The sequence below is a fragment of the Streptomyces sp. NPDC037421 genome (genome assembly GCF_055602105.1).
The window spans coordinates 137,990-160,536 of record NZ_JBVJWV010000003.1; the positions used below are offsets into that span (position 1 = coordinate 137,990).

Genomic DNA, 22,547 nt, shown 5'->3' on the forward strand with positions numbered 1-22,547 from the left:
GTCAGTGCTTGGAGACGCGGACCACTCCGGTTCCGGTGTCCGGCACGTGACCCGCCCAGTCCACGATCCGTACCGCCGCCCCGGCGGCCTCCGTGCCGCGGCACTGCGCGTGGTGGCGCAGGGCGATGCCGTCCAGGTCGAGGTGGGGTGCGAAGGCAGGGTGCGCCGCCAGACGCCGCGCGTACGACCACAGATGCGGGTGGTCGGTGAGCCGGTACACCGCGGCCGCGTCCAGGTGCCAGCGGTGCACCGTGTCCAGCTGGACCAGCGTCACCCACAACTGCACGTCGGCGGCGGTGAGTTCCCCGCCCAGCAGGTACTCGGCCGAGGCGAGCCGCCGCTCCGGTGCGGCCAGCGCGCGCAGCAGGGTGGTGAGCGCGGTGTCGCGCACCGCCGGGTCGGCCCCGGACTGGCCGGCGCGCTGCGCGGCCGCACTGATGCCCTGCTCGCAGAGCCGCCCGACGGCCTCGATCCGCTCGTCGGCGCCGGCCGGGTACAGCTGCCGGCCGCCGGTGTCGAACCGCCTGCCCATGTCCTGGAGGATGTCCGGGGCGTGCGTGCTGACGATCCGTCCGGTCCAGCAGTCGCCGAGTACCGGCGCCACGGCCGGCCCGGGGTACCGGTGCGAGCTGGCCTGGTACAGCGGGCGCAGCGCCAGGTGTCCGCCGTCGGGCGCGTCGGGCACGGCGGGCAGCAGCGTGACCGGGAGGGCGTCTTCCAGGCCCAGCAGACTGTGTGTGATCGCGATCCGCAGACAGGACGGACCGGACGGCGAGAGGTGGAGTCGGTAGCGGTACGGGACGGCGGGGTAGCCGCTGTGCGCGTCACGGCCGATCCTGCTCCGGAAGGACGGCGCGGCTGTCGGGCGAGTGGTGGACATGCTTCTCCCTGGGAGTGCTCGGGCACGGGGCATGCGACGACGGCGGCCGGCGGTGGATGCGGCGCGGCCGGGACCCGGAGGGTGAGTGCGCGCGGGTCAGCGCCGGACGGGCGCGGGACCGCCGAGGTGCAGGGGACTCGCCGCGCTGCACACGCGCAGAAGGTCGATGTGGCGGCGGGAGGTCAGCAGCGGCAGCCGGAGCGTCAGGACGGCGGTACGGACGCCGTCGGTGCCGCGGTCCAGCGCAGAACAACCCATGATTCCCCACCGGTTCACCAGGATTCGCCGTTCTGGAGTGTCGGCGCGCGTCCGGGCCGGTGTCAAGACCGCCGTCCCGTCCGCGCGGCCGCGGGCCGCCGCGCGTCACGCACGACGGCACCGGCCCCGCGGAGGCCGATGCCTCGGTGGAGCCGGTGCCCCTGTGCCGGGCGTGCCGGGCGTGCCGGGGCGTGCCCGGGAACCTACTTGGCGCCGAGGCCGGCGTCGGAGACCTCGGGCTTGCCGGCGGCCTTGAGGACCTTGTTCAGGAGCGTCAGGTCGTAGATGCCGGTGAGGTCGGGCTTCTCCAGGAGCTTGGCCTTGACGGCCCACTCGGACTCGGTCTTCAGGGTGCCGGCGAGCGGGTCGTCGGTGACGAGGATGCTCTGCCAGGCGGGGTCGAGGACGTTGGCTTCGAGTTCCTTGCCGTTGTCGGCCTTGAGCCTGGCGTTGGCGGAGGCCTTCGCCTTGTCCGGGTTGGCGTTGATCCACTCGTTGGTCTTGACCGTGCCCTTGAGGACGGCCTCGACGACGTCGGCGTGCTCCTTGAGGAACTTCTGCGACACGATGATGTTCGTGATGACGAACTTCTTGTCGGGCCACAGGGAGGTCTCGTCGAGGAGGACGGAGCCGCCGTCGGAGACGAGCTTGGAGGCGGTGGGCTCGGGCACCCAGGCGCCGTCGATCGAGCCCTGCTTGAAGGCGTCGGGGGTGACCTTGTTGTCGGTGCGGACGACGGAGACGTCGCCCTTGCCGGACTCGGGGTCGACCGACCAGCCCTTCTCGGCGATCCAGTTGAGGAACGCGACGTCCTGCGTGTTCCCCTTCTGCGGGGTGGCGATCTTCTTGCCCTTGAGGTCGTCCAGGGTCTTGATCTTGTCCGGGTTCACGACGAGCTTGACGCCGCCGGAGGCGGATCCGGAGATGATCCGCAGGTTGGAGCCCTTGGACTTGACGTAGCCGTTGATGGAGGGGGAGGGGCCGATGAAGCCGATGTCGAGAGAGCCGCCGTTGAGGGCTTCGATCTCGGACGGGCCGGCGTTGAAGGACTGCGGCTTGACCTTGGTGCCGTTCAGTTCCTTCTCGATCAGGCCTTCCTGGAGGCCGACCAGGGCGGTCGCGTGGGTCAGGTTCGGGAAGTACCCGATGCGGACCTCGGAGGCGGAGAGCTTCTCGCCCGCGTCGGCGGCGGCCGGCTTGACGTCCTTGTCGGCGGTCTTCTCGGCCTCGGAACCGTAGCCGCAAGCGGTGAGCAGCAGCGGGAGCGCCGCGGTGACGGCGACGGCGCGCAGGGCGGTGAGCGATCTTGCGGCAGACACGGAGGTGTCCTTTCACGGGATGGGTTCAAGGGGGTGAGACGGGCGTCTCGAAGCCACCGGTACACACGGCACCCGCGCGCGGCGGTCGGTGGCCGGATCACGGTCGCAGGCTGGGGAACGGCGGGCCGTCGGCGGCTCGGGGGAGCGGGGTCCGGCCGGCACGACGAGTGGGCGGCGCAGCGCCCGGGCCGCGCTCTGCCCATCGGGCCAGGGCCGGTGAGGGCGGTCAGGCAGGCTGACAGATGGCGCTGGACGTACGGACCAGATCGATGTGCCGGCGGGAGATCAGGGACGGCATCCGGTGTGCGTGATGCAGTGTTCGCACGGCCGCCCTCCCGGAATCCCTAGTTTTCCCACCTGGTTGGTAGGCATCTTGGCAGACCGGGGCACCCGCCCCAAGAGGGTGACCAGATGATGGACGCTGTTGTCTCGTGATACGAGAAAATGCAGGTCGGACGCTCAGGGATTGGTCCAGGCGTCCGGGGCTCGGGTCAGCGCGGACACCGAGGCGGGCAGCTCCGACGACGCGACGTCGGCGAGCGACACGCCGTCGAGGATCTCGCGCACGTTGGCCCGCAGCGCGATCCACAGGGGGAGCAGCGACTCGGCGGGGCCGGTGTAGGAGAGGTCGGGCGGGCGGACGCCGCGCACCGAGACGAGCGGTCCGTCCACGACGCGGATGACGTCCGCGATGCTGATGGACCGGGCCGGCCTGGCCAGTCGGTAGCCGCCGTTGCCGCCGCGCTGGCTGAGTACGAGACCGCCCCGGCGCATGTCGTTCAGGATGCCTTCGAGGAACTTGTGCGGGATGTCCTGGGCGTCGGCGATGGCCTCGGCCTTCAGCGGCCCGTCGTCCTGCGACGCGGCAAGCTGCAGCGCGGCACGTACCGCGTAGTCCGCCCTGGCTGAGATCCGCATGCGGACATTATCCCGTACGGCTTCGGCCGGCGTCCCGCGCGGGCCCCCGATCAGCGGAAGGCCGCCGCGACGGCGCGGTGGGAGCCGTTGAGATAGTGCTCGCCGATGGAGCGCAGGCGGTGCGCGACCGGGCGGTGGGCCGTCAGGACGCGGGCGTTGCGCCAGAACCGGTCCAGGCCCGGGGCATCGGCGAATTCCAGCACTCTGGCGGTGATGTGCAGCGCGGCCTTCGACGTCACGGTCTCGGCCGTGGCGACCAGGGCGGCGACACCCGAGGGCTCCTCGGCGTCGAGCCGCTCACCCGCGTCGAGGGCCTGCGCCATCACCTCCGTGGCCCGGTCGACCACGGCGGTGGCCGTCTGGGCGGCGGAGGCGAGTTCCCCGTAAGCGAGGAAGAGGTCCGGGTCCTCGCCGGGCAGCCGGTGCGCGCGGCCGCCCCTGCTGAGGTCGCGCGCCTCGGTGAGGGCGCCCTCGGCGATGCCGAGGCCGACGTGGCAGAGGGCGAGCCGGAGCGCCGGCTCGGCGAGGGCGGTGAAGGGCGCGGTCGACTCCTCGTCGTGCGGCCGCCGGCCCAGCACCTGCCCGGGCGCGACGGCGACGCGGTCGAGGACGACCGCGCCCGCGCCGGCGACGCGCTGGCCGAGGCGGTCGGGGGCGGGTTCGACGGTCACGCCCCGCGCGCCCGGCGGGATCCGTACGACCAGGACGTCACCCGTCACGGCGCACACGGCGTCCACCACGATCTGGTCGGCGGCGGCCACCGCGGTGTCCACGGGACGGCGCCCGCTCAGCACGTAGCCCGTGCTGCGCGGCCTCAGTGTGAGGTCCGGCGGATCGGCCTCGTCGCCCGGCGCGGGAGCGTGCACCGCGCCGGTCCACAGCCACTGTTCGCGCGCCGACTCCTCTTCCAGGGCGGTGGCGCGGTGGTCGGCCGTGTAGAACCGCCCGCCCCACGCGTGCACGTAGTGGCGGGCGAGTACCTCGCCGAGCGAGCTGTCCGCCGCGGCGATCTCCCGTATGACGGCGCATCCGGTACGCCAGTCCGCCCCGCGGCCCGGCCGGGGCGGGGTGAGGGCCGCCAGCAGGCCCGCCTCGCGCAGCCGGGCCGTCTCGTCGACCGGCGGCCTGCCCGCCTGCTCGCGGGCTATGGAGTCGGCGGCCAGGTCCTCCGCCACGTCGCGGGCGGTACGCAGGAGCGCGCGGCGCCGCGCGGCGTCGGACGGCTGGCCCGCGGTGCTCGGGGTCGTCGGCACGGGCGTCACCGGCAGGCCCGGGCGCGGGGGAGGGGCGCGGGGGACGGGCGGAGGGCGCTGCCAGGAGGGACGGCGGTGGTCATGTCGGCTGCTCCGGGACGTTGTCGGTGGCGCCGGCCGGTTGCCGGGAGGCCTGGGCGCGCGAGGGGTGGAAGCCGGGCGGCACCGGATCCCCACTTTTCCCATCGGATTGATAGGAATACTCGCCCGGAAGAGACCTCCCGGCAAGACCGTGCCCGGATCGTGGACAAGGCGGTCTCGGAATGAAAGACGCCGCAGGTCAGGAGCCCGCTGGTACCGGCCGGGGGAAGGAGGGGCGCGGCAGGACTCCTCGTCAGGGCGCCCGTGGACCGGGGGAGTTCGCCCCGCGGCCCGGTGGTGGACGGAGCAATTCATTTCACCGGAAGGCGTTTTGTGTACGGCCGATGAAATCGCCGCGGGCTGGGGACAATTCCGATACCGGGACCGTTGACAGCCCTTCTTCGGGCTGCCTGGCTTAGGCCGCAGAAAACGACATCAGCGGCCTCCTCCGCCGGACATGACGGCTGCTTTTCGATTCGCCGGTTGGCCGATTCGCCGATGCCGCGAGAGTGGCCTTGACCAGAACTTCAACCTCTTCCCGCACCTGACCGTGCCGGACAACGCGGCCGCGGCCCCGGTGGCCACCGGCCGGCTGCCGCGGCCGCGGGCCCGGGCCCAGACGGCGGCCAGCGCCGCCGCCACGCGCGGCGCCGGCACCTTCTCCGGCGCCGGGGAGCCGCTCCAGGGCCTGATCGCCGCGACCGCGAAGAGGGACAGCGGACTCGCCCACCCGGTGGCGCAGGCGATCAACCACCTGATCAGGACCGGCCAGTACGCGCAGCTGCTCTCCGCCGGGAACCTGTCCGACGAGGCCGTCACCACCTCGGAGGCCGACCCGCCCGGCCTGCCCGTGAGCAACTCCTGAGCACCGGGGCAGGGAGCCGCGCACCCGGCAACACGGCTGCCAAGTTCTCTTAATGCTGCGGTCATTGTACGGCGCAGATACCGGGCGTAGCGTTTCGAACGGATACCGCAACAGGCATCGGCCCCCGTTCGTGCGGCCGACGGGAAAGGCGTAATTCGACGTGCCCGAATCCGCATCCGCATCCGAATTCCAATCGGCGGTTTCCGAACCGCTGCACCTCGCCGTCGCGCTCGACGGTGCCGGCCGGCACCCCGCCGCCTGGCGCGAGCCGGGCGCCCGGCCGGGCGAACTCCTCACGGCCGGCTACTGGGCCGACGCCGTGGCCGAGGCCGAAGCCGGACTGCTCGACTTCGTCTCCTTCGACGACTCCCTCACCCTCCAGTCGTCCTCGGCGGACGGGCCCGACGGACGTACGGACCAGGTCCGCGGGAGGCTGGACGCGGTGCTCACCGCCGCCCGCGTCGCACCGCTGACCCGGAACATCGGACTCGTCCCGGCGGTGACCGCCACCCACACCGAGCCCTTCCACATATCCAAGGCGATCGCCACCCTCGACCACGTCAGCCGGGGCCGTGCGGGCCTGGACGTCCAGGTGTCACAACCGGCCCACGAACTGCGGCACTTCGGACGGCGTGCGGTCGCACTGCCCGGTGCGGAGGCATACGGGGAGGCCGTCGACCACGTCGAGGTGATCCGGCGGCTGTGGGACAGCTGGGACGACGACGCCGAGATCCGGGACGTGGCCACCGGCCGGTTCGTCGACCGCGACAAGCTGCACTACATCGACTTCGAGGGCCGCCACTTCAGCGTGCGGGGACCCTCGATCACCCCGCGCCCGCCCCAGGGGCAGCCCGTGGTGAGCGCGGCGAGCGCCGCCGGCGCGGCGTACGGTCTGATCGCCAGGTCCACGGACGTCGGGTACGTCGCCGTGCGCGACGCGGACGGGGCCCGCGCCGCGGTCGCGGAGATCCGGCGGGCCCGGGAGGCCGCCGGGCTCGCGGCGCGGCCGCTGCACCTCTTCGGGGACCTCACCGTGTTCCTGGACGGGGACGCCCCGGCGGCCGGCGCGCGCAGGGAACGCCTCGACGCCCTCTCGGGCATCCCGTACGGCGGCGACGAAGCCGTCTTCACCGGGACCCCCGCGCAGCTGGCGGACCTGCTCCAGGACTGGCGGACGGCCGGCCTGTCGGGCTTCCGGCTGCGGCCGGGCGGCCTCGCCCACGACCTGCCCGCGATCACGCGGGGGCTGGTGTCGGAGCTCCAGCGGCGCGGGGTCTTCCGCCGCGCGTACGAGGCGGACACCCTGCGCGGACTGCTGGGCCTGGAACGCCCGGCCGGCCGGTACGCCACCCACCCCGCCGCCTGATCCGGACCCGGAAGGACCCTTCATGAGCAACGAGCCGCTCAAGGAGATCCATCTCGCGGCCCACTTCCCCGGCGTCAACAACACCACCGTGTGGAGCGACCCGGCGGCCGGCAGCCACATCGACTTCGACTCCTTCGTCCACTTCGCGCGGACCGCCGAGCGCGCCAAGTTCGACTTCCTCTTCCTCGCCGAGGGACTGAGGCTGCGCGAACAGGGCGGGCGGATCTACGACCTGGACGTGGTCGGCCGTCCCGACACGTTCACCGTGCTCGCCGCGCTCGCCGCCGTCACCGAACGCCTGGGCCTGACCGGGACCATCAACTCCACCTTCAACGAGCCCTACGAGGTGGCCCGCCAGTTCGCCAGCCTCGACCACCTGTCCGCCGGGCGCGCCGCGTGGAACGTGGTGACCTCCTGGGACGCCTTCACCGGGGAGAACTTCCGGCGGGGCGGGTTCCTGCCCCGCGAGGAGCGCTACTCCCGCGCGAAGGAGTTCCTGGCCACCGCGACCGAGCTGTTCGACTCCTGGGACGGCACCGAGATCGTCGCCGACCCGGTGTCGGGCGCCTTCCTGCGGGACGCGCGGGCGGGGGCCTTCACCCACCGCGGACAGCACTTCGACATCGAGGGCCACTTCAACGTGCCGCGCAGCCCGCAGGGCCGGCCCGTGTTCTTCCAGGCGGGCGACTCCGACGAGGGACGAGAGTTCGCCGCCTCCAGTGCCGACGCGATCTTCGGCCGGTACGGGACGCTCGACGAGGGGCGGCGGTTCTACGCGGACGTCAAGGGCCGCCTCTCCCGGTACGGGCGCACGCCCGACCAGTTGAAGATCCTGCCCGCGGCCACCTTCGTACTCGGCGACACCGACGCCGAGGCGCACGAGACCGCGCACGAGGTACGCCGCCTCCAGGTCAGCGGGCAGACCGCGATCAAATACCTGGAGCACGTCTGGAACCGCGACCTGTCCGCCTACGACCCCGACGGGCCGCTGCCCGGCATCGACCCCGACCCCGGCGAGAACACCATCGCCCTCGGCCGGGCCAGCGTCCGCCAGTTCCGCGACCCGCTCGAAACCGCCCGGCAGTGGCGCGAGCTCGCCCGCGCCAAGAACCTGTCGATCCGCGAGCTCGTCATCGCGACCACCTCCCGCCAGACCTTCGTGGGCTCCGCCGCCACGGTCGCCGGGGCGATCAACGACCTGGTGCAGGCGGACGCCGCCGACGGGTTCATCCTGGTTCCCCACATCACCCCGGGCGGCCTGGACGTCTTCGCCGACACCGTCGTACCGCTGCTCCAGGAACGCGGGGTCTTCCGCACCGAGTACGAGGGCAGCACCCTGCGCGACCACCTCGGGCTCTCCGTGCCCGGCGCCGAAGCGGTGTCCCGGCAGGCCGCGGCCTCGTGAAGTTCCTCGCCGTCACCCTGATCACGGACTCCGCGGATCCGGCGACCGGAGCCCCCACACCCACCCGCGAGCGGTTCCGCGAGGTCGTCTCCGCCGCACTGCTCGCGGAGGAGCTCGGCTTCGACGGCTTCGGGGTCGGCGAGCGCCACGAGCGGCCGTTCCTGTCGTCCTCGCCGCCCGTGGTGCTCGGCCACATCGCCGCCCTGACCCGCCGGATCCGGCTGTTCACCGCCGTGACCACGCTGAGCCTGCTGGACCCGGTGCGGGCGTACGAGGACTACGCGACCCTCGACCACCTCAGCGACGGCCGCCTGGAGCTGATGATCGGCAAGGGCAACGGCACCGCGCAGCGGGAGCTGTTCCACGTGACCCCCGAGGACCAGTGGGAGCGCAACGCCGAGGGCTACGAGCTGTTCCGGCGGATCTGGCGCGAGGACAAGGTGACCGCCGAGCCGCGCTTCCGCCCCGCCCTGGACGGCGCGGAGGTGCTGCCCAGGCCGCTCCAGCCGGCCCTGCGGGTCTGGCACGGCAGCGCGACCAGCCGGGAGTCCGTCGATCTCGCGGCGCGCTACGGCGACCCGCTCTTCTCGGCCAACGTCACCCACCCGATCGGCCCGTACGCCGAACTGGTCCGCCACTACCGCGAGCGCTGGGAGCACTACGGACACGACCCGGCACACGCCGTCGTCGGCGCGGGCACGGCCGGCTACCACGCGGCCCCCACCTCGCAGCAGGCGGCGGCGGCGTACCGGCCGGCGTTCGCGCGCTACCTCGCCTTCCACGAGCGGCAGGGCCTGCCGCCCGTCTTCCCCACCCTGGAGGACTTCGTCGAGCGGAGCTCGGCCCTCATCGGCAGCCCCCAGCAGGTGATCGAGAAGGTCCACCGCTACCACGAGGAGTTCGGCCACACGGCCCTGCACCTCCAGGCGGAGCCGGGCGGGCTCACCCCCGCGCAGCACCGGGCCTCCCTCGAACTCTTCCAGTCGGAGATCGCCCCGGTGCTGCGCCGCGAGATCCCCGACCCCGCCTTCCCCGACCTGTAAGGAGCCCGGCATGTCCGGCATCCCCCTCGGGGTCCTCGACCTCGTCCCCGTCCCGTCCGGTTCCACCGCCGCCGAGGCCCTGCACCACAGCATCGACCTCGCCCGGCAGACGGAGGCGTTCGGCTACGCCCGCTACTGGTTCGCCGAGCACCACCTCAACCCGGGGGTCGCCGGGACCTCCCCGGCGGTCGTCCTCGCGCTCACCGCCTCCGCGACCACGACCATCCGGCTCGGCTCCGGAGCCGTGCAGCTGGGGCACCGCACCGCCCTCTCCACGGTCGAGGAGTTCGGCCTGATCGACGCGCTGCACCCCGGACGCCTGGACCTGGGACTGGGCCGCTCCGCCGGCCGGCCGCCGCAGCGCGACCCCGCAGCGGCCGAGCCCTTCGAGGGGTACACGCCGAACGGGCTGCGCATCCCGCCGCGCTTCTCCTTCGCGCACCTGCTGGGCCACCCGAGGGTCGCGCTCCAGCAGCGGCTGCTGAACCTGCCCGGAGCCCGGCCGCAGGACTACGCCGAGCAGGTCGACGACGTCCTCGCACTGCTGCGGGGGGACTACCGCTCCCCGGAGGGGGTGGAGGCGCACGCGGTCCCGGGGGAAGGGGCCGACGTACAGGTGTGGATCCTGGGGAGCAGTGGCGGAGTCAGCGCCGAGACCGCCGGCCGCAGCGGGCTGAGGTTCGCGGCGAACTACCACGTCAGCCCCGCCTCGGTGCTGGAGGCGGCCGAGGGCTACCGGGCGGCCTTCAAGCCGTCGGCCGGGCTGGACCGGCCGTACCTGACGGTGTCCGCCGACGTCGTGGTCGCCGAGGACGACGCGACCGCCCGCGAACTGGCCACCGGATACGCGCCCTGGGTGCGCAGCATCCGCACCGCCCAGGGCGCCATCCCCTTCCCCACGCCCGCCGAGGCGCGCGCCCTGCCCTGGACCGAAGCGGACCGGAAACTCGTGGCCGACCGGGTGGACACCCAGTTCGTCGGCTCTCCGCGGACCGTCGCCGACCACCTGGAGCGGCTCCAGGAGGCCACGCGGGCGGACGAGTTGCTGATCACCACCATCACGCACGGCCACGCCGACCGGGTCCGCTCCTACCGCCTGCTGGCCGAGGAGTGGCAGAGCCGCTGAGGAGCAGCCCTGGTCGAGGCACCACCCGCGGGCTCGTAGACTCGACGGTTGTGGCGGACACCCAGTACGAAGACCTGTTGCGGCTTGTGCTCACCTCCGGGACGGCGAAGGCCGACCGGACGGGCACCGGCACCCGAAGCGTGTTCGGGCACCAGCTGCGTTACGACCTCTCACAGGGGTTTCCCCTGATCACCACCAAGAAGGTGCACCTGAAGTCGATCGTGTACGAGCTGCTGTGGTTCCTGCGCGGCGACTCGAACGTCGGCTGGCTGCGGGAGCACGGCGTCACCATCTGGGACGAGTGGGCCGACGAGAACGGTGAGCTCGGACCGGTCTACGGCGTCCAGTGGCGGTCCTGGCCCACCCCCGACGGCCGGCACGTGGACCAGATCACCGAGGTGCTCGACACGCTGCGGCGCGACCCGGACTCCCGCCGGATGATCGTCTCCGCCTGGAACGTCTCCGAGCTGTCCCGGATGGCACTCGCCCCGTGCCACGCCTTCTTCCAGTTCTACGTGGCCGACGGCAGGCTCTCCTGCCAGCTGTACCAGCGCAGCGCGGACCTGTTCCTCGGCGTCCCGTTCAACATCGCGAGCTACGCCCTGCTCACCCACATGGTGGCGCAGCAGGCCGGCCTCGAACCGGGTGACTTCATCTGGACCGGCGGCGACTGCCACATCTACGACAACCACGTCGAGCAGGTGACCGAGCAGCTCTCGCGCACGCCGTACGACTTCCCCGGGCTGCGCCTGCGCCAGGCCGAATCGATCTTCGACTACGCCTACGCCGACGTGGAGGTGCTCGACTACCGGCACCACCCGGCCATCAAGGCACCGGTGGCGGTATGAGCGTCGGACTGATCTGGGCGCAGACCCTCGACGGCGTCATCGGCGCGGACAACGCGATCCCGTGGCGGCTGCCCGAGGACATGGCGCACTTCAAGGCCACCACCCTCGGCCATCCCGTGGTGATGGGCCGCAAGACGTGGGACTCGCTGCCCCCGCGGTTCCGCCCGCTCGCCGGCCGGCGCAACATCGTGGTCACCCGCGACCCGCGGTGGGAGGCCGGGGGCGCGGTGCGCGCCGGCTCGGTCCCCGAGGCCCTGGAGCTCGCGGCCGGCTCCGCCGAGACGTGGGTGATCGGCGGCGGCGAGATCTACCGGGCCGCCCTGGAACACGCCACGGTGCTCTCGGTGACCGAGATCGACACGCAGGTGGACGGCGACACCCACGCCCCCGTACCCGGCCCGGAATGGACCGCCGCCGCAGACGACGGCTGGCACTCCTCGACGTCCGGGCTGCGCTACCGCATCCGCAGGTACACGCGGTAGCCGGACCGCCGGCGGATCAGCGCCCCCCGTGCCGCGCGGCCTGCTCGCGAAGGGCGCGGACGAGCGTCGTGACGTGGGGCCGGCCGCCGCGGCCGATCGTGGCGGCCCCGATGTGGCGGACCGGTCCCGGCGCCGCGACCGGGACGGCGCGCAGGCCCGGGATCTCCGGGCCGAGCGCGATGGAGGGGATCAGGGAGATCCCCATGCCCGCGGCGACGAGCGAGCGCGCGAAGAAGTAGTCGGTGGTGGTGCCGCGCACCTCGGGATCGAAGCCGGCGCGCTCCGCGTAGCGGCGCAGGTACGCCTCGGTGCGCAGGCAGCCGAGCACCCAGGGTTCGCCCGCCAGCTCGGAGAGGTCCAGCGCCTCGCGTCCGGCGAACCGGTGCCCCCGCGGCAGGACGACGTACAGCGGGTCCTCCATGAGCGGGGTCCACTCCAGGCCGGAGCCGGCCCCCGGCCCGACGGGCAGCGGGCCGTCGAAGTGGTAGGCGAGGGCGAGGTCCACGGCTCCCTGACGGACCAGCGGCAGGGCGTCCTCGGGTTCGCCCTCCCTGATGTGGATCACCGTGCGGGGGTGCTCCGCCGTGAGCCGGGTCAGCGCGGCCGGCAGCAGCAGTCTGCCGCCGCTGGTGAACGTGGCCACGGTGAGCCGGGTGCGGCCCGTGCCGAGCCGGTCGACCTGCTGCCGTGCGTGTTCGAGCTCGGCCGCGACGGTCTCGGCGGCGCCGACCATGATCCGGCCGGCCCGGGTGAGCGTGACGCCGCGGGTGCTGCGGTCGACGACCTGCGCGCCGAGGCCGCGCTCCAGGGCGGCGATCTGCTGGGAGACGGCCGAAGGGGTGAGGCGCAGGGCCGTGGCCGCCCGGTTGAAACTGCCGTGCTCCGCCACCGCCCGCAGGATGCGGAGCCGCTGCACATCGATCAACAGTTTTCCTTAATACGCAACCAGCAGATCATGACTTCTGCTGATGACGATAGGCCTCCACGATGAGGGCATGCAAAAGATCATCGTCATCGGCGGAAGCCGGTACTTCGGAAGGCTCCTGGTCGAGCGCCTGCACGCCGCGGGGCACCGGGTCACCGTGATCAACCGCGGTTCCACCCCGCCGCCCGAAGGGGTCGAGCACCTCGTCGTCGACCGGAACGACGAGGCCGCCCTCGGGGCCGCGCTCGCCGGCCGGACCTTCGACGTCGTGGTCGACCAGGTCTGCTACACCCCCGTGCAGGCCGCCATCGCCGCCCGCGCCTTCGCCGGCCGTACCCGGCGCTACGTCATGACCTCCACGATCGAGGTCTACGACCCCGCGACCGCCGCCCTGCCGGCCGTACCCGTCGGCACGCCGGTGCCGGAATCGATCGTGGACCCGGCCGCCTGGCGGGTGGCCCCGGACCTCCCCTGGCACGACCACGCGTACCTGGAGGCGCACTACGCCGAGGGCAAGCGCCAGGCGGAGGCCGTCCTCACCGGCGCCGGCGGCTTCGAGTTCGCCGGCGTGCGCAGTGCCCACGTGCTCGGCGGCGGCGCGCTGGAGTTCACCGGCCGGCTGGCGCACTACACCGGGCGCATCACCCGGGGCGAGGAGGTCACCGTGCACGCGAAGCCGCTGCCCACGGTCTTCATCCACCACGAGGAGCTGGCGGACCTGCTGCTGTGGGCGGCCACGGCCGGCTTCACCGGCCCGGTCAACGCCTGCTCCGACGGCCCGCTCGACGTGCACGGCCTCGTCGCCGTCATCGCCGCGCAGACCGGCCGGGAGCCCGTCCACCGGACCGTCCCGGCGGGCGAGGACGCGTCGCCGTTCTCCTTCGACCGTCACTACGCCATGAGCAACTCCCGCGCGAAGGAGCTGGGATTCCGCTTCTCCCGCACCGCCGAATGGCTGCCCGCCGCCGTCGCCGAAGCCCTCACCACCGGGCCGTCACCCACCGGGCCGTCACCCAGCGCCTGAGGAAGAGGAGCCACCATGCGGTACCGCACCATCGGCCACGTCACCGTCAGCGCCATCGGCCTCGGCGCCATGCCCCTGTCCATCGAGCACCGCCCCGACGAAGCACGGGCCGTCGCCACCGTCCACGCCGCCCTCGACGCCGGCGTCACACTCATCGACACCGCCGACAGCTACCACTGGCACGCCGGCGAGGAGGGCCACAACGAGCGGCTGATCGCCCGCGCCCTGGCGCGCTACGGCGGCGACACCTCGGACGTCCTGGTGGCCACCAAGGGCGGCCGCGGCCGCCCCGGCGACGGCAGCTGGACCGTCGACGCCACCCCCGCACACGTCAAGCGCGCCGCCGAAGCCTCCGCCAGGCGCCTGGGCGTCGACGCCATCGGCCTCTACCAGCTGCACAAGCCGGACCCGGCCGTTCCCTGGGCGGAGTCCGTCGGCGCGCTGCGCGAGCTGCTCGACGCCGGCACGATCCGCGCCGCGGGAATCTCCAACGTCACCTCCGCCCAGATCCGCCAGGCACACCGGATCCTCGGCGACGGACTGGCCTCGGTGCAGAACCAGTACTCGCCCGCCGTCCGCGACGGCGAGGCCGAGCTGCGGCTGAGCGCCCGGCTGGGACTGGCCTTCCTGCCCTGGAGCCCGCTCGGCGGGATTTCGCGCAGCTCCCTGGACGGCCCCTCCGGCCCCGCCTCCACCGGCACCCCCTTCCACCGCATCGCGGCCGAGCGCGGCGTCAGCCCCCAGCAGATCGCCCTGGCCTGGCTGCTCGCCCGCTCCTGCGCCGTCATCCCGGTACCGGGAGCCGGCCGCCCGGCCTCGATCACCGACTCGGCCGGGGCGGCGGAGCTCACGCTGAACGGCGAGGAGCTGGCGCGGCTGGAGGCGTTCAGCGGTGCAGCCGTTGCGTCCAGTCCTGCGGGACCCGTTCCGAGGGGCCCGGGGCCGGCTGGGTCGGCGGGTGCTCGGCCGGCGGGGTGAGTTGCGGGCCGCCCTGGTAGAGGGCGTTCGTGGCGTAGTTCCAGAACCAGTCCTCGCCCGGCTCGAAGCTCTGCACCAGGGGATGGCCGGTGGCCTTCCAGTGGGCGGTGGCGTGCTGGGCCGGCGAGGAGTCACAGCAGCCGATGTGGCCGCACTGCGCGCAGCGACGCAGGTGGAACCACCAGCCGTGCACCTCCTCGCACTCGACGCAGCCCGTGCCGGAGGGCGGAACGCTCGGGTCGATCCCGTCGATCTCGGTCATGCGGTCTCCTCGGAGGTGTCCGGTGGGGTCAGCGGCAGCAGCACCTGGAAACGGGTGTCGCCCGGGGCGGATTCGACCTGGAGGCTGCCGTGGTGCTTGCCGACCACGATCCGCCAGGAGATGTCCAGGCCGAGCCCGGTGCCCTCACCGACCGGTTTGGTGGTGAAGAAGGGGTCGAAGATGCGGCTGCGGATCTCGGCCGGCACGCCCGGGCCGGTGTCGCGGAACTCGACCAGCAGCCGGTCCCCCTGCCGCGCCGTGCGGACCGTCAGCGTGCCCTCGCCGCCGGTTTCCGCGATGGCCGACACGGCGTTGTCGATCAGGTTCGTCCACACCTGGTTGAGCTCGGCCGGATAGGCGGGCACGTCCGGCACCGAGCGGTCGTAGTCCTTGACCACCCGCACCCCGGGCCCGATCTTGCCGGACAGCATCAGCAGCGTGCTGTCGAGGAGCTCGTGGACGTCCACGACCCGGTGCGGGGCCCGGTCGAGCTGCGAGTACTGCTTGGCCGCGTCGACGAGGTGGGAGATGCGGGCCGTGGAGTCCTCGATCTCGGCCATCAACAGCTCGGTCTCGACCGTGTAGCCGAGCCAGCCGATCGCGGCCGGCAGCAGCTCCCCGGCCACGGCCGCCGCGACCTGCTCCAGCCAGTCCGTGTCCAGCCCGGCCTGTACGAAGGCCGGCGCGATCCGCCAGCCCTCCGGGAAGCCGTGGTCCTCCAGCCAGTCGGCCAGCTCGTCCTCCCGGTCGGAGGCCTCCAGCGGGCTCAGCACCGGGGCCTTCGCGACCCGTTCGACCGTGCGCTCCTGGATCTCGATGAGATCGGCGATCGCCTCGCGCGAGTACTGGCCCTGGGAGATGTGCGCCAGCTTGTGCCGCATCTTGCCGACCCGCTCGCGCAGCGTCGCCGTGGCCCGGACGGCCGCCGCGGCCGGATTGTTCAGCTCGTGGGTGAGGCCGGCGGACAGCGAACCGAGCGCCAGGAGGCGTTCACGCTGCCCGATGGCCCGCTGGGTGTTCCTCGAACCGAAGAACAGCCCCTCCAGCAGGTGCGCCGCCATCGGGAACCACTCCCGCATGACGTCCGCGAACGACTGCGCGGGGAGCACGAAGAAACGCGTGGGCTCCGTCACCCGCATCGAGTTGGTGTACGTCTGGGGCACCCGCTCGCCCAGATAGGCCTGCATCGCGCCCGAGTACACACCGCGCTGCGAGGTGCGGCTCACCTCGACGTCGTCGCCGCCGACCCGCCGCGACAGTACGACGGTGCCCTCGATCATCACGTAGAAGCAGGTGGCGGGGTCGCCCTCGGTGTACACCGGACCGGCCTCGAAGCGCTCCACCCGCCCCTCCCGGCACAGCCGCCCGAGCTGCTCCGGGGACAGTGCCTCGAACAGGAACAGGGAAGCGATCTCGTGCGGCGCGCAGGGCAGGACCTGCCCGCCGCCCTGCCCGTTCACGGCTGCTCCAGGTACCGGTGGACGAGCATGACGGCCATGGCTCCCTCTCCGACGGCGGACGCGACGCGCTTCGCGGACCGGGCGCGCGCGTCGCCCGCCACGAACACGCCGGGAACGTTGGTCTCCAGGTGGTACGGGAGCCGGTCCGGCTCCCACTCGGGCGGCGGCCGCCCGTCCGGCGTCAGGTCCGGCCCGGCCAGGATGAAGCCGTGCTCGTCGCGCAGCACCGTGCCGTCCAGCCAGTCGGTCAGCGGGGCCGCGCCGATGAACACGAACACGTACTGGGCGTCCACCAGTTCCGTCGCGCCGCTGTCCACGTCCCGCAGTGCCAGCCGCTCCAGGTGTTCGTCACCGTGCGCCGCCTCGACGACGGTCCGGGTGCGCACCGTGATGTTCGCGGCCTCCTCGATCTGCTGGACCAGGTAGTACGACATCGAGGTTGTCAGCGACTCCCCGCGCACCAGCAGCGTCACCGACTTCGCGCCCCGCGCCAGGTACAGCGCCGCCTGCCCGGCCGAGTTGGCGCCGCCCACGATGTACACGTCCTGTCCCGCGCAGGAGGCCGCCTCCGTGAGCGAGGAGCCGTAGTACACCCCCCGGCCGGTCAGCTCGTCGCAGCCGGGCGCCGCCAGCTGCCGGTACGAGACACCGGTCGCCAGGATGACGCTGTGCGCGGCGACCGCCGAACCGTCGGAGAAGCGGACCACCCGCGCCGGACCCCTGACCTCCAGGCCCGTGACCTCGCGGGCGGTGAGGATCTCGGCGCCGAAGCGGGCGGCCTGACGGCGGGCGCGTTCCGTCAGCTGCGCGCCCGAGACCCCGTCCGGGAAGCCGAGGTAGTTCTCGATGCGGGAGCTCTGGCCGGCCTGCCCGCCGGTCGCCGACCGCTCGACCAGCACGGTACGCAGCCCCTCGGAGGCCCCGTACACCGCCGCGCCGAGCCCGGCCGGGCCGCCGCCGATCACCACGAGGTCGTAGAACTCGGCCGCCGGGGTCGTGGCGAGCCCCACGTGGGCCGCCAGCTCGGCCGTCTCCGGCTCGATCAGCGCGGTGCCCTCCGGAGTGACCACCAGCGGCAGGTGCTGACCGTCGGCCCCGGCCGCCTCCAGCAGCCGCCGGCCCTCGGGTTCGTCGGAGGAGTACCAGCGGTACGGCACCTGGTTGCGGGCCAGGAACTCCCGCACGCGCGAGGACGGGGCCGACCAGCGGTGCCCGACCACCTTGGTGGCGGGCACCGGCCGGTAGTCGCTGGAGCGCCAGGCCGTGAGCAGGTCGTCCAGGACCGGGTAGAGCTTCTCCTCCGGCGGGTCCCAGGGCTTGAGCAGGTAGTGGTCGAGGTCGACCACGTTGATCGCGTCGATCGCCGCGTTCGTGTCCGCGTACGCGGTCAGCAGCACGCGCCGCGCGCCCGGGTACACGTTCAGGGCCTGTTCGAGGAACTCGATGCCGTTCATCCGGGGCATGCGGTAGTCGGCGAGGATCACGGCCACCAGGTCGCCGCGCAGCTTCAGCTCGCGCAGCGCCTCCAGCGCGGACTCGCCGGACTCGGCGCGCACGATCCGGTACCCGGCTCCGTAGCGGCGCCGCAGGTCACGGGCGATGGCGCGGGAGACGCCCGGGTCGTCGTCCACGGTCAGGATGACGGTCCGCGCGGTCTCCACGGCCTGTGCCATAGCGCCCATCGTATGTTCGACGGGCCGGGACCGCTCCGGGGGCGCGGCGGGCGCCCGGAGCCGGCGGCGCGGGTGCCCCCGACACCCGCCCCGCCCCGGCTCCGGGCGCCCTGGTACCCCGGCCCGCGGTGTTCCCCGGCCCTCAGGGGCGGGGCGGGCAGGCCGAGGGGGTCTCCAGCCTCACGGCGGTCACCGTGAACGCGGACTGCACCGGGGCCCAGGTCACCCGCGCGTCGAGGCAGGCCGTGTACGAGCGCCCGCCGTCGAGGTAGCGGATCTGGACCCGGCCGCCGCGGTTGTTGACGACGGCCTTCGCCCCCTTGCCGCGCGCCCCCAGGGTCTGGAAGCCGCTGGTGACGTCCTTGTACGTCGCGGTGGGGCGGTTGGCGTTGTAGTCCGCCGTCTTCAGGTAGAAGCAGACGCCGGACGAGGCGCAGCCGTGGGGCGCGGCCGCCGAGGCCGGAGCCACGGAGAGCGCCAGCAGGCCTGCCGCGGCGGTGATCCCGGCGGCGGCGACCGTGGTGGTTCGGGTGGTGTTCAAGACGGTGTTCTCCTCACAGTGGGCGGGACTCAGCACCGGTAGCCGGCGCTGGAGTGCGCGGGCTCGCAGTAGCGCACGTGCAGGTGGTTGTCATGGCCCGCCCACGAGGTGGTCAGGCCTTCGGCGATCAGCTGGGGGTCGTTGAAGAAGACGGTCTTGACGTGCCCGGGCGCGGCCCGGCGGATCTCCTGGACGAGGCGGCGCGTGGCCGCCCGGTCGTAGGCGGCGGACTTCCACGTGATCCGGGCGGCGGTGCACTGCGCGCCGTCGTCGCGGACGGGCCAGAGGTCCGCGTCCAGGCCCTGCTCGTGGCTGGCGTGGCCGGGTATGTTCCCGCCCAGTTCGAGCCCGAGGTCGCCCACCGGGATCCTGCCGCGGCCGGCGGAGGCGAAGGCGCGTCCGGCGGCCTCCAGCTGGGCGACGGCGGCGGCCGTGCCCCAGTTCGCCGTCTTGTTCCCGTCCGGGTTCTGGTCGCACAGGTTGTTGCCGGAGAAGGTGACGCGCTCGTAGTGCCAGAGCAGGTTCTTCCAGGTCGCCGGGCCCACGATGCCGTCGGCGGTCAGCCCCGCGCCGGCCTGGAACCTGCGCACCGCCGCCCTGGTCCCGGCGCCGAACGCCCCGTCCACCCCGAGGCCTGCCCCGGTCTTGGCGTTGAGCTCGCTCTGCAGGGCGTGCACGGCGGGCCCCGAGGCCCCCTCCTTCAGCGTCGGGGCCAGGGCCGCCCAGGTGCCGGCGCCGACGACACCGTCGGCGGCGAGCCCGCGGGAGGCCTGGAAGCGCTTCACGGCGGCGGTGGTCGACGCCCCGAACACGCCGTCGGCCGGGGCGGACTGCCCCTTCGAGACGAGCAGCCGCTGGAGGGCCAGGACGTCGGTGCCCCGGTTGCCCGCGGACTGCGCGGGGTACTGGGCGCGCCCGTAGGCGAGGGATTCCTGAGCGGGACCGGCGAACGCCATCAGGACGGCGGCCGGGACGACGAGGGCGGCGCGCAGCGCCGTTGTCCTCCGGGGGGTCCGGGGCAGGGGCACCGCGGTCACCTGCCGGCCTCGGCCGTGCAGGCCGCGATGCCGTCGCAGAAGGTGATGTCCCAGTGGTTCTTGCTCTTCTCCCAGGTGTAGACGTTGCCCGCCGAGGACCGGTAACGGGGGTAGGTGCCCCTGGGGGCGATGCGCGTGAAGCTGCGCATGATGTAGTTGGTGATGCATTCGGCGGGGTTGATGTCCGCCTTGAAACCCTTCTCGTGGCTGTACCGGAAGGTGCGGTCGTGGCCGACCTCGGTGCCTCCGGTGACGGTGACCGCGCACTTGCTCGCGCTCTTGAGGGTCTTGAGCCCGGTGACGGTGGCCTGGTTGATCTGCTCGAAGGAGGTGCAGGTGTTCTTCCTGGGGTCGGTGCAGTTGCCGCTGGACGACCAGGTGACCCCGGCGGCCCGCAGCTGGGACGCCGCCTGTGACTGGGACAGCTTGGAGACGGCGAAGGCGTTGCCGGGCAGGGCCAGTACGGTGGCCGCGCCGATGGCGCCCGCGGTCAGGGCGAAGCGGTGCATGGTGCGCATGGTGGACTCCTCGGAGGTGGTCGGGGTACGTGCGGAGAAGGTCTAGTACCAGTGCGGCGAGCGGGACTTCCAGGCCTTGTACGCGTTGCAGGGCGTCCCGTACCGGTCGTCGATGTACTTCAGGCCCCACTTGATCTGGGTGGCCGGATCGGTCTTCCAGTCGGCGCCGGCGCTCGCCATCTTGGTGGCCGGCAGCGCCTGGGGGATCCCGTAGGCCCCGCTGCTCGGATTGGTGGCGTACACCCGCCAGTCGCTCTCGCCGTTCCAGAGGTCGTTCAGGCAGCCGAACTGCGCCGACACGGTCCAGCCGTGCGCGCCGAACTGCTTCTGTGCCGCGATCCTGACGGTGCGGGCCACTCCCATCGCGGACATCGTCGCCGGCCCCGCGGTCCCGTCGGCGCCGAGCCCGTGGGCGCTCTGCCACCGCTTGACGGCCGATCTGGTGCCCGCGCCGAAGACCCCGTCGGCCGGGACCCCGGCCTTGGCCTGCACGGCCTCGATCCGGCGGTGCAGGGCGAGTTCGCTGCGCGCACCGTACTTGCCGTCCGCGTCCAGGCCGTTGTCGCCCTGGAAGTCCTTCAGCGCGGCCCGGGTCGCGGGTCCGTCGACCCCGTCCACCCGGCCCGCCGCCAGGTAGCCCAGCCCCGCCAGGTTGGACTGCTCCACGCGGACCTGGTCGAGGGCGTACGCGTCCGACGCGCCCGCCATCGGCACCAGCAGGGCTGCCATCGCGCCCCCGCTGGCCAGAAACGGTATTCGGACAGCGGAAATTGCTCTCACTCAAGGCTCCTCGAGAAGGCGACCGGGACCTTCGGCCCCCGGTGGCTGCCGGAGTTGACGGTTGGAAGGCTAGGAGCGGGCCCGGCACCCGTACGTCCGCTGCCGGGTGGAGCTTTGCGACGGCTCCCGTACGTCCGGGAGTTGACGCGCGGACGCGCCTCAACCCGGAGGTTGACGTCCGGGCCCACCCCCGGGTTGACGGGGACCGGACCGCCCGGCCGGCCCCGCGGACATCAACCCCACGGTGGACGACGCCCCCGGCGGATCCGCGTACCTTCCAGCGATGAGCACCCGGTCACGCCTTCGGCAAGTCCTTCTCGACAGCGCGCTCCCCGTCGTCCTCGCGGTGGGCGGGTGCGTCGCGGGGGAGGAGTACCCGCATGCCGACCGGGCGTCGTTCGACGCCCCGGCGTACCTGCTCACCTGCCTCACCGCGCTGCCGCTCGTCGTCCGGCGGGCCCGGCCCATGACGGCGCTGACCGCCTGCTGCCTCGGCTACTCGCTCTACCTCGCCGCCGGCTACCAGCCGTCGCTGAACTGGTGGGCGATCACCGTCGCCCTGGTCAACGCGGCGTCCCGGTGCCCGCTGCGGGTATCGGCGCCCGGGGCCCTGCTCGGCGCGGCGGCCGTGCTGTACAGCGGGTTCGCGGGCCGCCTCAGCCTGCTGCTGGTCATCGGACAGGCGGTGATCGTCCCGGTCGTCTGCCTGGCCTTCGGCCACGGACGGCGCCAGGTCGCCCTGCAGAACCTCGAACTGGTGAGGCTCACTGAGGCGCTCGCCCACGAGCAGCGCGAACGGGCCCGGCGCGCGGTGGTCGACGAGCGGATCCACATCGCGCGCGAGCTGCACGACGTGGTCGCCCACCACATGTCGGTGATCTCCGTCCAGGCGGGTCTCGCCGACTACGTCTTCGCCTCGGACCCCGCCACCGCCCGGTCGGCACTCACCACGATCGCGGGCGCCAGCCGCGACGCCCTGAACGACCTGCGCCGGCTGCTCACCGTGCTCCGGGTCGACCTCGGCCCGGAGGGCGACCCGTCGGCCGCGCCGCTCGGCCCGCTGCCGGAACTCAGCCGGGTGGGGGAGCTCGCCAGGCGGGTCGGGGCGGCGGGAGTGAGCGTCGACATACGGACAACCGGCCTGCCCCGGAAACTCGATCCGGGCCTTGAGGTATGTGCCTACCGGGTACTCCAGGAGGCGCTCACCAATGTGGTGAAACACGCGCGTTGCGCCCGTGTGGAGGTGCATATCGCCTATTTCGCCGACCGGTTGACCATCCTGGTGCGCGACGACGGGGGCGAGGGGAAACCGGCCATCGCTCCTCCGGCTTCCGGGCACGGGTTGATCGGCATGCGGGAACGGGTGAGGATCTGCGGCGGCAGGCTGTCCGCCGGGCCTCTGGGTGAAGGGGGATTCGAGGTCCGTCTCTCCCTTCCGACCGGCTCGGAGCTCCCGGAGGACGCGTAGCGCCCGGCCGTGACCGGACATGAGGGGGACGACAGTG

23 protein-coding genes and 1 pseudogene are annotated in these 22,547 nt (G+C 72.9%); 10 read left to right on the forward strand and 14 right to left on the reverse strand.

All coding sequences use genetic code 11. The features are described from left to right. Position 1 precedes the first annotated feature (1 nt). From ACZ7IF_RS06095 to ACZ7IF_RS06120, 6 genes are all read right to left on the reverse strand, one after another. Complete coding sequence (locus tag ACZ7IF_RS06095; protein WP_470963796.1) at positions 2 to 880, reverse strand: glutathione S-transferase C-terminal domain-containing protein; 879 nt, start codon at positions 878 to 880, stop codon at positions 2 to 4. Between the two features lie 96 nt (positions 881 to 976). Continuing rightward, positions 977 to 1,138, reverse strand: a complete 162-nt coding sequence (locus ACZ7IF_RS06100; RefSeq protein WP_470963799.1) for a hypothetical protein — start codon at positions 1,136 to 1,138, stop codon at positions 977 to 979. 203 nt (positions 1,139 to 1,341) lie between these two features. Continuing rightward, positions 1,342 to 2,457 (reverse strand): ABC transporter substrate-binding protein, encoded by a 1,116-nt coding sequence (locus ACZ7IF_RS06105; protein WP_470963802.1) that lies wholly within the window; start codon positions 2,455 to 2,457, stop codon positions 1,342 to 1,344. 226 nt (positions 2,458 to 2,683) lie between these two features. After that, the gene (locus ACZ7IF_RS06110) at positions 2,684 to 2,755 is read right to left on the reverse strand and encodes a putative leader peptide (protein WP_350325368.1); all 72 of its coding nucleotides are present in this window, start codon (positions 2,753 to 2,755) and stop codon (positions 2,684 to 2,686) included. A gap of 161 nt (positions 2,756 to 2,916) precedes the next feature. Then, a complete protein-coding gene (locus tag ACZ7IF_RS06115) occupies positions 2,917 to 3,375 on the reverse strand; it encodes an RrF2 family transcriptional regulator (protein WP_470963805.1) in 459 nt (152 codons plus the stop codon). Between the two features lie 50 nt (positions 3,376 to 3,425). Then, positions 3,426 to 4,628 carry an acyl-CoA dehydrogenase family protein gene (locus ACZ7IF_RS06120; RefSeq protein ID WP_470963808.1) on the reverse strand — a complete coding sequence of 401 codons (1,203 nt, stop codon included), beginning with the start codon at positions 4,626 to 4,628 and terminating at the stop codon, positions 3,426 to 3,428. A 700-nt stretch (positions 4,629 to 5,328) separates the two neighbouring features. On the opposite strand from ACZ7IF_RS06120, the pseudogene ACZ7IF_RS06125 reads away from it, so the two are divergent. The 7 genes and pseudogenes from ACZ7IF_RS06125 to ACZ7IF_RS06155 all read left to right on the forward strand — a co-directional run. Continuing rightward, a pseudogene (locus tag ACZ7IF_RS06125) lies at positions 5,329 to 5,574 on the forward strand (ABC transporter substrate-binding protein); the annotation flags it as partial. A gap of 160 nt (positions 5,575 to 5,734) precedes the next feature. Next, entirely contained in the window at positions 5,735 to 6,940 is a 1,206-nt protein-coding gene (locus ACZ7IF_RS06130) for an LLM class flavin-dependent oxidoreductase (protein WP_470963811.1), read from the forward strand. 22 nt (positions 6,941 to 6,962) lie between these two features. After that, positions 6,963 to 8,345, forward strand: coding sequence for an NtaA/DmoA family FMN-dependent monooxygenase (locus ACZ7IF_RS06135; protein ID WP_470963814.1), 1,383 nt, complete (start codon positions 6,963 to 6,965; stop codon positions 8,343 to 8,345). After that, the gene (locus ACZ7IF_RS06140) at positions 8,342 to 9,388 is read left to right on the forward strand and encodes an LLM class flavin-dependent oxidoreductase (protein ID WP_470963817.1); all 1,047 of its coding nucleotides are present in this window, start codon (positions 8,342 to 8,344) and stop codon (positions 9,386 to 9,388) included. The genes ACZ7IF_RS06135 and ACZ7IF_RS06140 overlap by 4 nt, the downstream gene beginning before the upstream one ends. Positions 9,389 to 9,398: 10 nt before the next feature. Further along, positions 9,399 to 10,514 (forward strand): LLM class flavin-dependent oxidoreductase, encoded by a 1,116-nt coding sequence (locus tag ACZ7IF_RS06145; protein ID WP_470963820.1) that lies wholly within the window; start codon positions 9,399 to 9,401, stop codon positions 10,512 to 10,514. Positions 10,515 to 10,564: 50 nt separating this feature from the next. Continuing rightward, a complete protein-coding gene (locus tag ACZ7IF_RS06150; protein ID WP_470963823.1) occupies positions 10,565 to 11,362 on the forward strand; it encodes a thymidylate synthase in 798 nt (265 codons plus the stop codon). Then, positions 11,359 to 11,844 carry a dihydrofolate reductase gene (locus ACZ7IF_RS06155; RefSeq protein WP_470963825.1) on the forward strand — a complete coding sequence of 162 codons (486 nt, stop codon included), beginning with the start codon at positions 11,359 to 11,361 and terminating at the stop codon, positions 11,842 to 11,844. The genes ACZ7IF_RS06150 and ACZ7IF_RS06155 overlap by 4 nt, the downstream gene beginning before the upstream one ends. Positions 11,845 to 11,860: 16 nt before the next feature. On the opposite strand, the gene ACZ7IF_RS06160 is transcribed toward ACZ7IF_RS06155, so the two are convergent. Beyond that, a complete protein-coding gene (locus ACZ7IF_RS06160) occupies positions 11,861 to 12,769 on the reverse strand; it encodes a LysR family transcriptional regulator (protein WP_470963828.1) in 909 nt (302 codons plus the stop codon). 70 nt (positions 12,770 to 12,839) lie between these two features. Here ACZ7IF_RS06160 and ACZ7IF_RS06165 point away from each other — a divergent pair, with 70 nt between their 5' ends. Then, complete coding sequence (locus tag ACZ7IF_RS06165; protein WP_470963831.1) at positions 12,840 to 13,793, forward strand: NAD-dependent epimerase/dehydratase family protein; 954 nt, start codon at positions 12,840 to 12,842, stop codon at positions 13,791 to 13,793. Between the two features lie 15 nt (positions 13,794 to 13,808). Beyond that, positions 13,809 to 14,771 (forward strand): aldo/keto reductase, encoded by a 963-nt coding sequence (locus tag ACZ7IF_RS06170; RefSeq protein ID WP_470963834.1) that lies wholly within the window; start codon positions 13,809 to 13,811, stop codon positions 14,769 to 14,771. On the opposite strand, the gene ACZ7IF_RS06175 is transcribed toward ACZ7IF_RS06170, so the two are convergent. The 7 genes from ACZ7IF_RS06175 to ACZ7IF_RS06205 all read right to left on the reverse strand — a co-directional run bounded on the left by ACZ7IF_RS06175 (position 14,680) and on the right by ACZ7IF_RS06205 (position 20,991). After that, entirely contained in the window at positions 14,680 to 15,033 is a 354-nt protein-coding gene (locus ACZ7IF_RS06175; RefSeq protein WP_470963838.1) for a UBP-type zinc finger domain-containing protein, read from the reverse strand. The genes ACZ7IF_RS06170 and ACZ7IF_RS06175 overlap by 92 nt on opposite strands. After that, positions 15,030 to 16,493: an ATP-binding protein gene (locus ACZ7IF_RS06180; protein ID WP_470963841.1), complete on the reverse strand. Its 1,464-nt coding sequence runs from the start codon at positions 16,491 to 16,493 to the stop codon at positions 15,030 to 15,032. Before ACZ7IF_RS06180 ends, ACZ7IF_RS06175 begins: the two co-directional genes overlap by 4 nt. Further along, the gene (locus ACZ7IF_RS06185; protein WP_470963845.1) at positions 16,490 to 18,166 is read right to left on the reverse strand and encodes an NAD(P)/FAD-dependent oxidoreductase; all 1,677 of its coding nucleotides are present in this window, start codon (positions 18,164 to 18,166) and stop codon (positions 16,490 to 16,492) included. The genes ACZ7IF_RS06180 and ACZ7IF_RS06185 overlap by 4 nt, the downstream gene beginning before the upstream one ends. A 142-nt stretch (positions 18,167 to 18,308) precedes the next feature. After that, positions 18,309 to 18,707 (reverse strand): hypothetical protein, encoded by a 399-nt coding sequence (locus ACZ7IF_RS06190; protein ID WP_470963848.1) that lies wholly within the window; start codon positions 18,705 to 18,707, stop codon positions 18,309 to 18,311. 29 nt (positions 18,708 to 18,736) lie between these two features. Continuing rightward, positions 18,737 to 19,735 carry a penicillin-insensitive murein endopeptidase gene (locus ACZ7IF_RS06195; protein WP_470963851.1) on the reverse strand — a complete coding sequence of 333 codons (999 nt, stop codon included), beginning with the start codon at positions 19,733 to 19,735 and terminating at the stop codon, positions 18,737 to 18,739. A gap of 5 nt (positions 19,736 to 19,740) precedes the next feature. Continuing rightward, positions 19,741 to 20,262 (reverse strand): hypothetical protein, encoded by a 522-nt coding sequence (locus tag ACZ7IF_RS06200; protein ID WP_470963854.1) that lies wholly within the window; start codon positions 20,260 to 20,262, stop codon positions 19,741 to 19,743. A 42-nt stretch (positions 20,263 to 20,304) separates the two neighbouring features. After that, the gene (locus tag ACZ7IF_RS06205) at positions 20,305 to 20,991 is read right to left on the reverse strand and encodes a peptidoglycan-binding domain-containing protein (protein WP_470963857.1); all 687 of its coding nucleotides are present in this window, start codon (positions 20,989 to 20,991) and stop codon (positions 20,305 to 20,307) included. Between the two features lie 334 nt (positions 20,992 to 21,325). Here ACZ7IF_RS06205 and ACZ7IF_RS06210 point away from each other — a divergent pair, with 334 nt between their 5' ends. Beyond that, complete coding sequence (locus tag ACZ7IF_RS06210) at positions 21,326 to 22,510, forward strand: sensor histidine kinase (protein WP_470963861.1); 1,185 nt, start codon at positions 21,326 to 21,328, stop codon at positions 22,508 to 22,510. Positions 22,511 to 22,547: the final 37 nt, after the last annotated feature.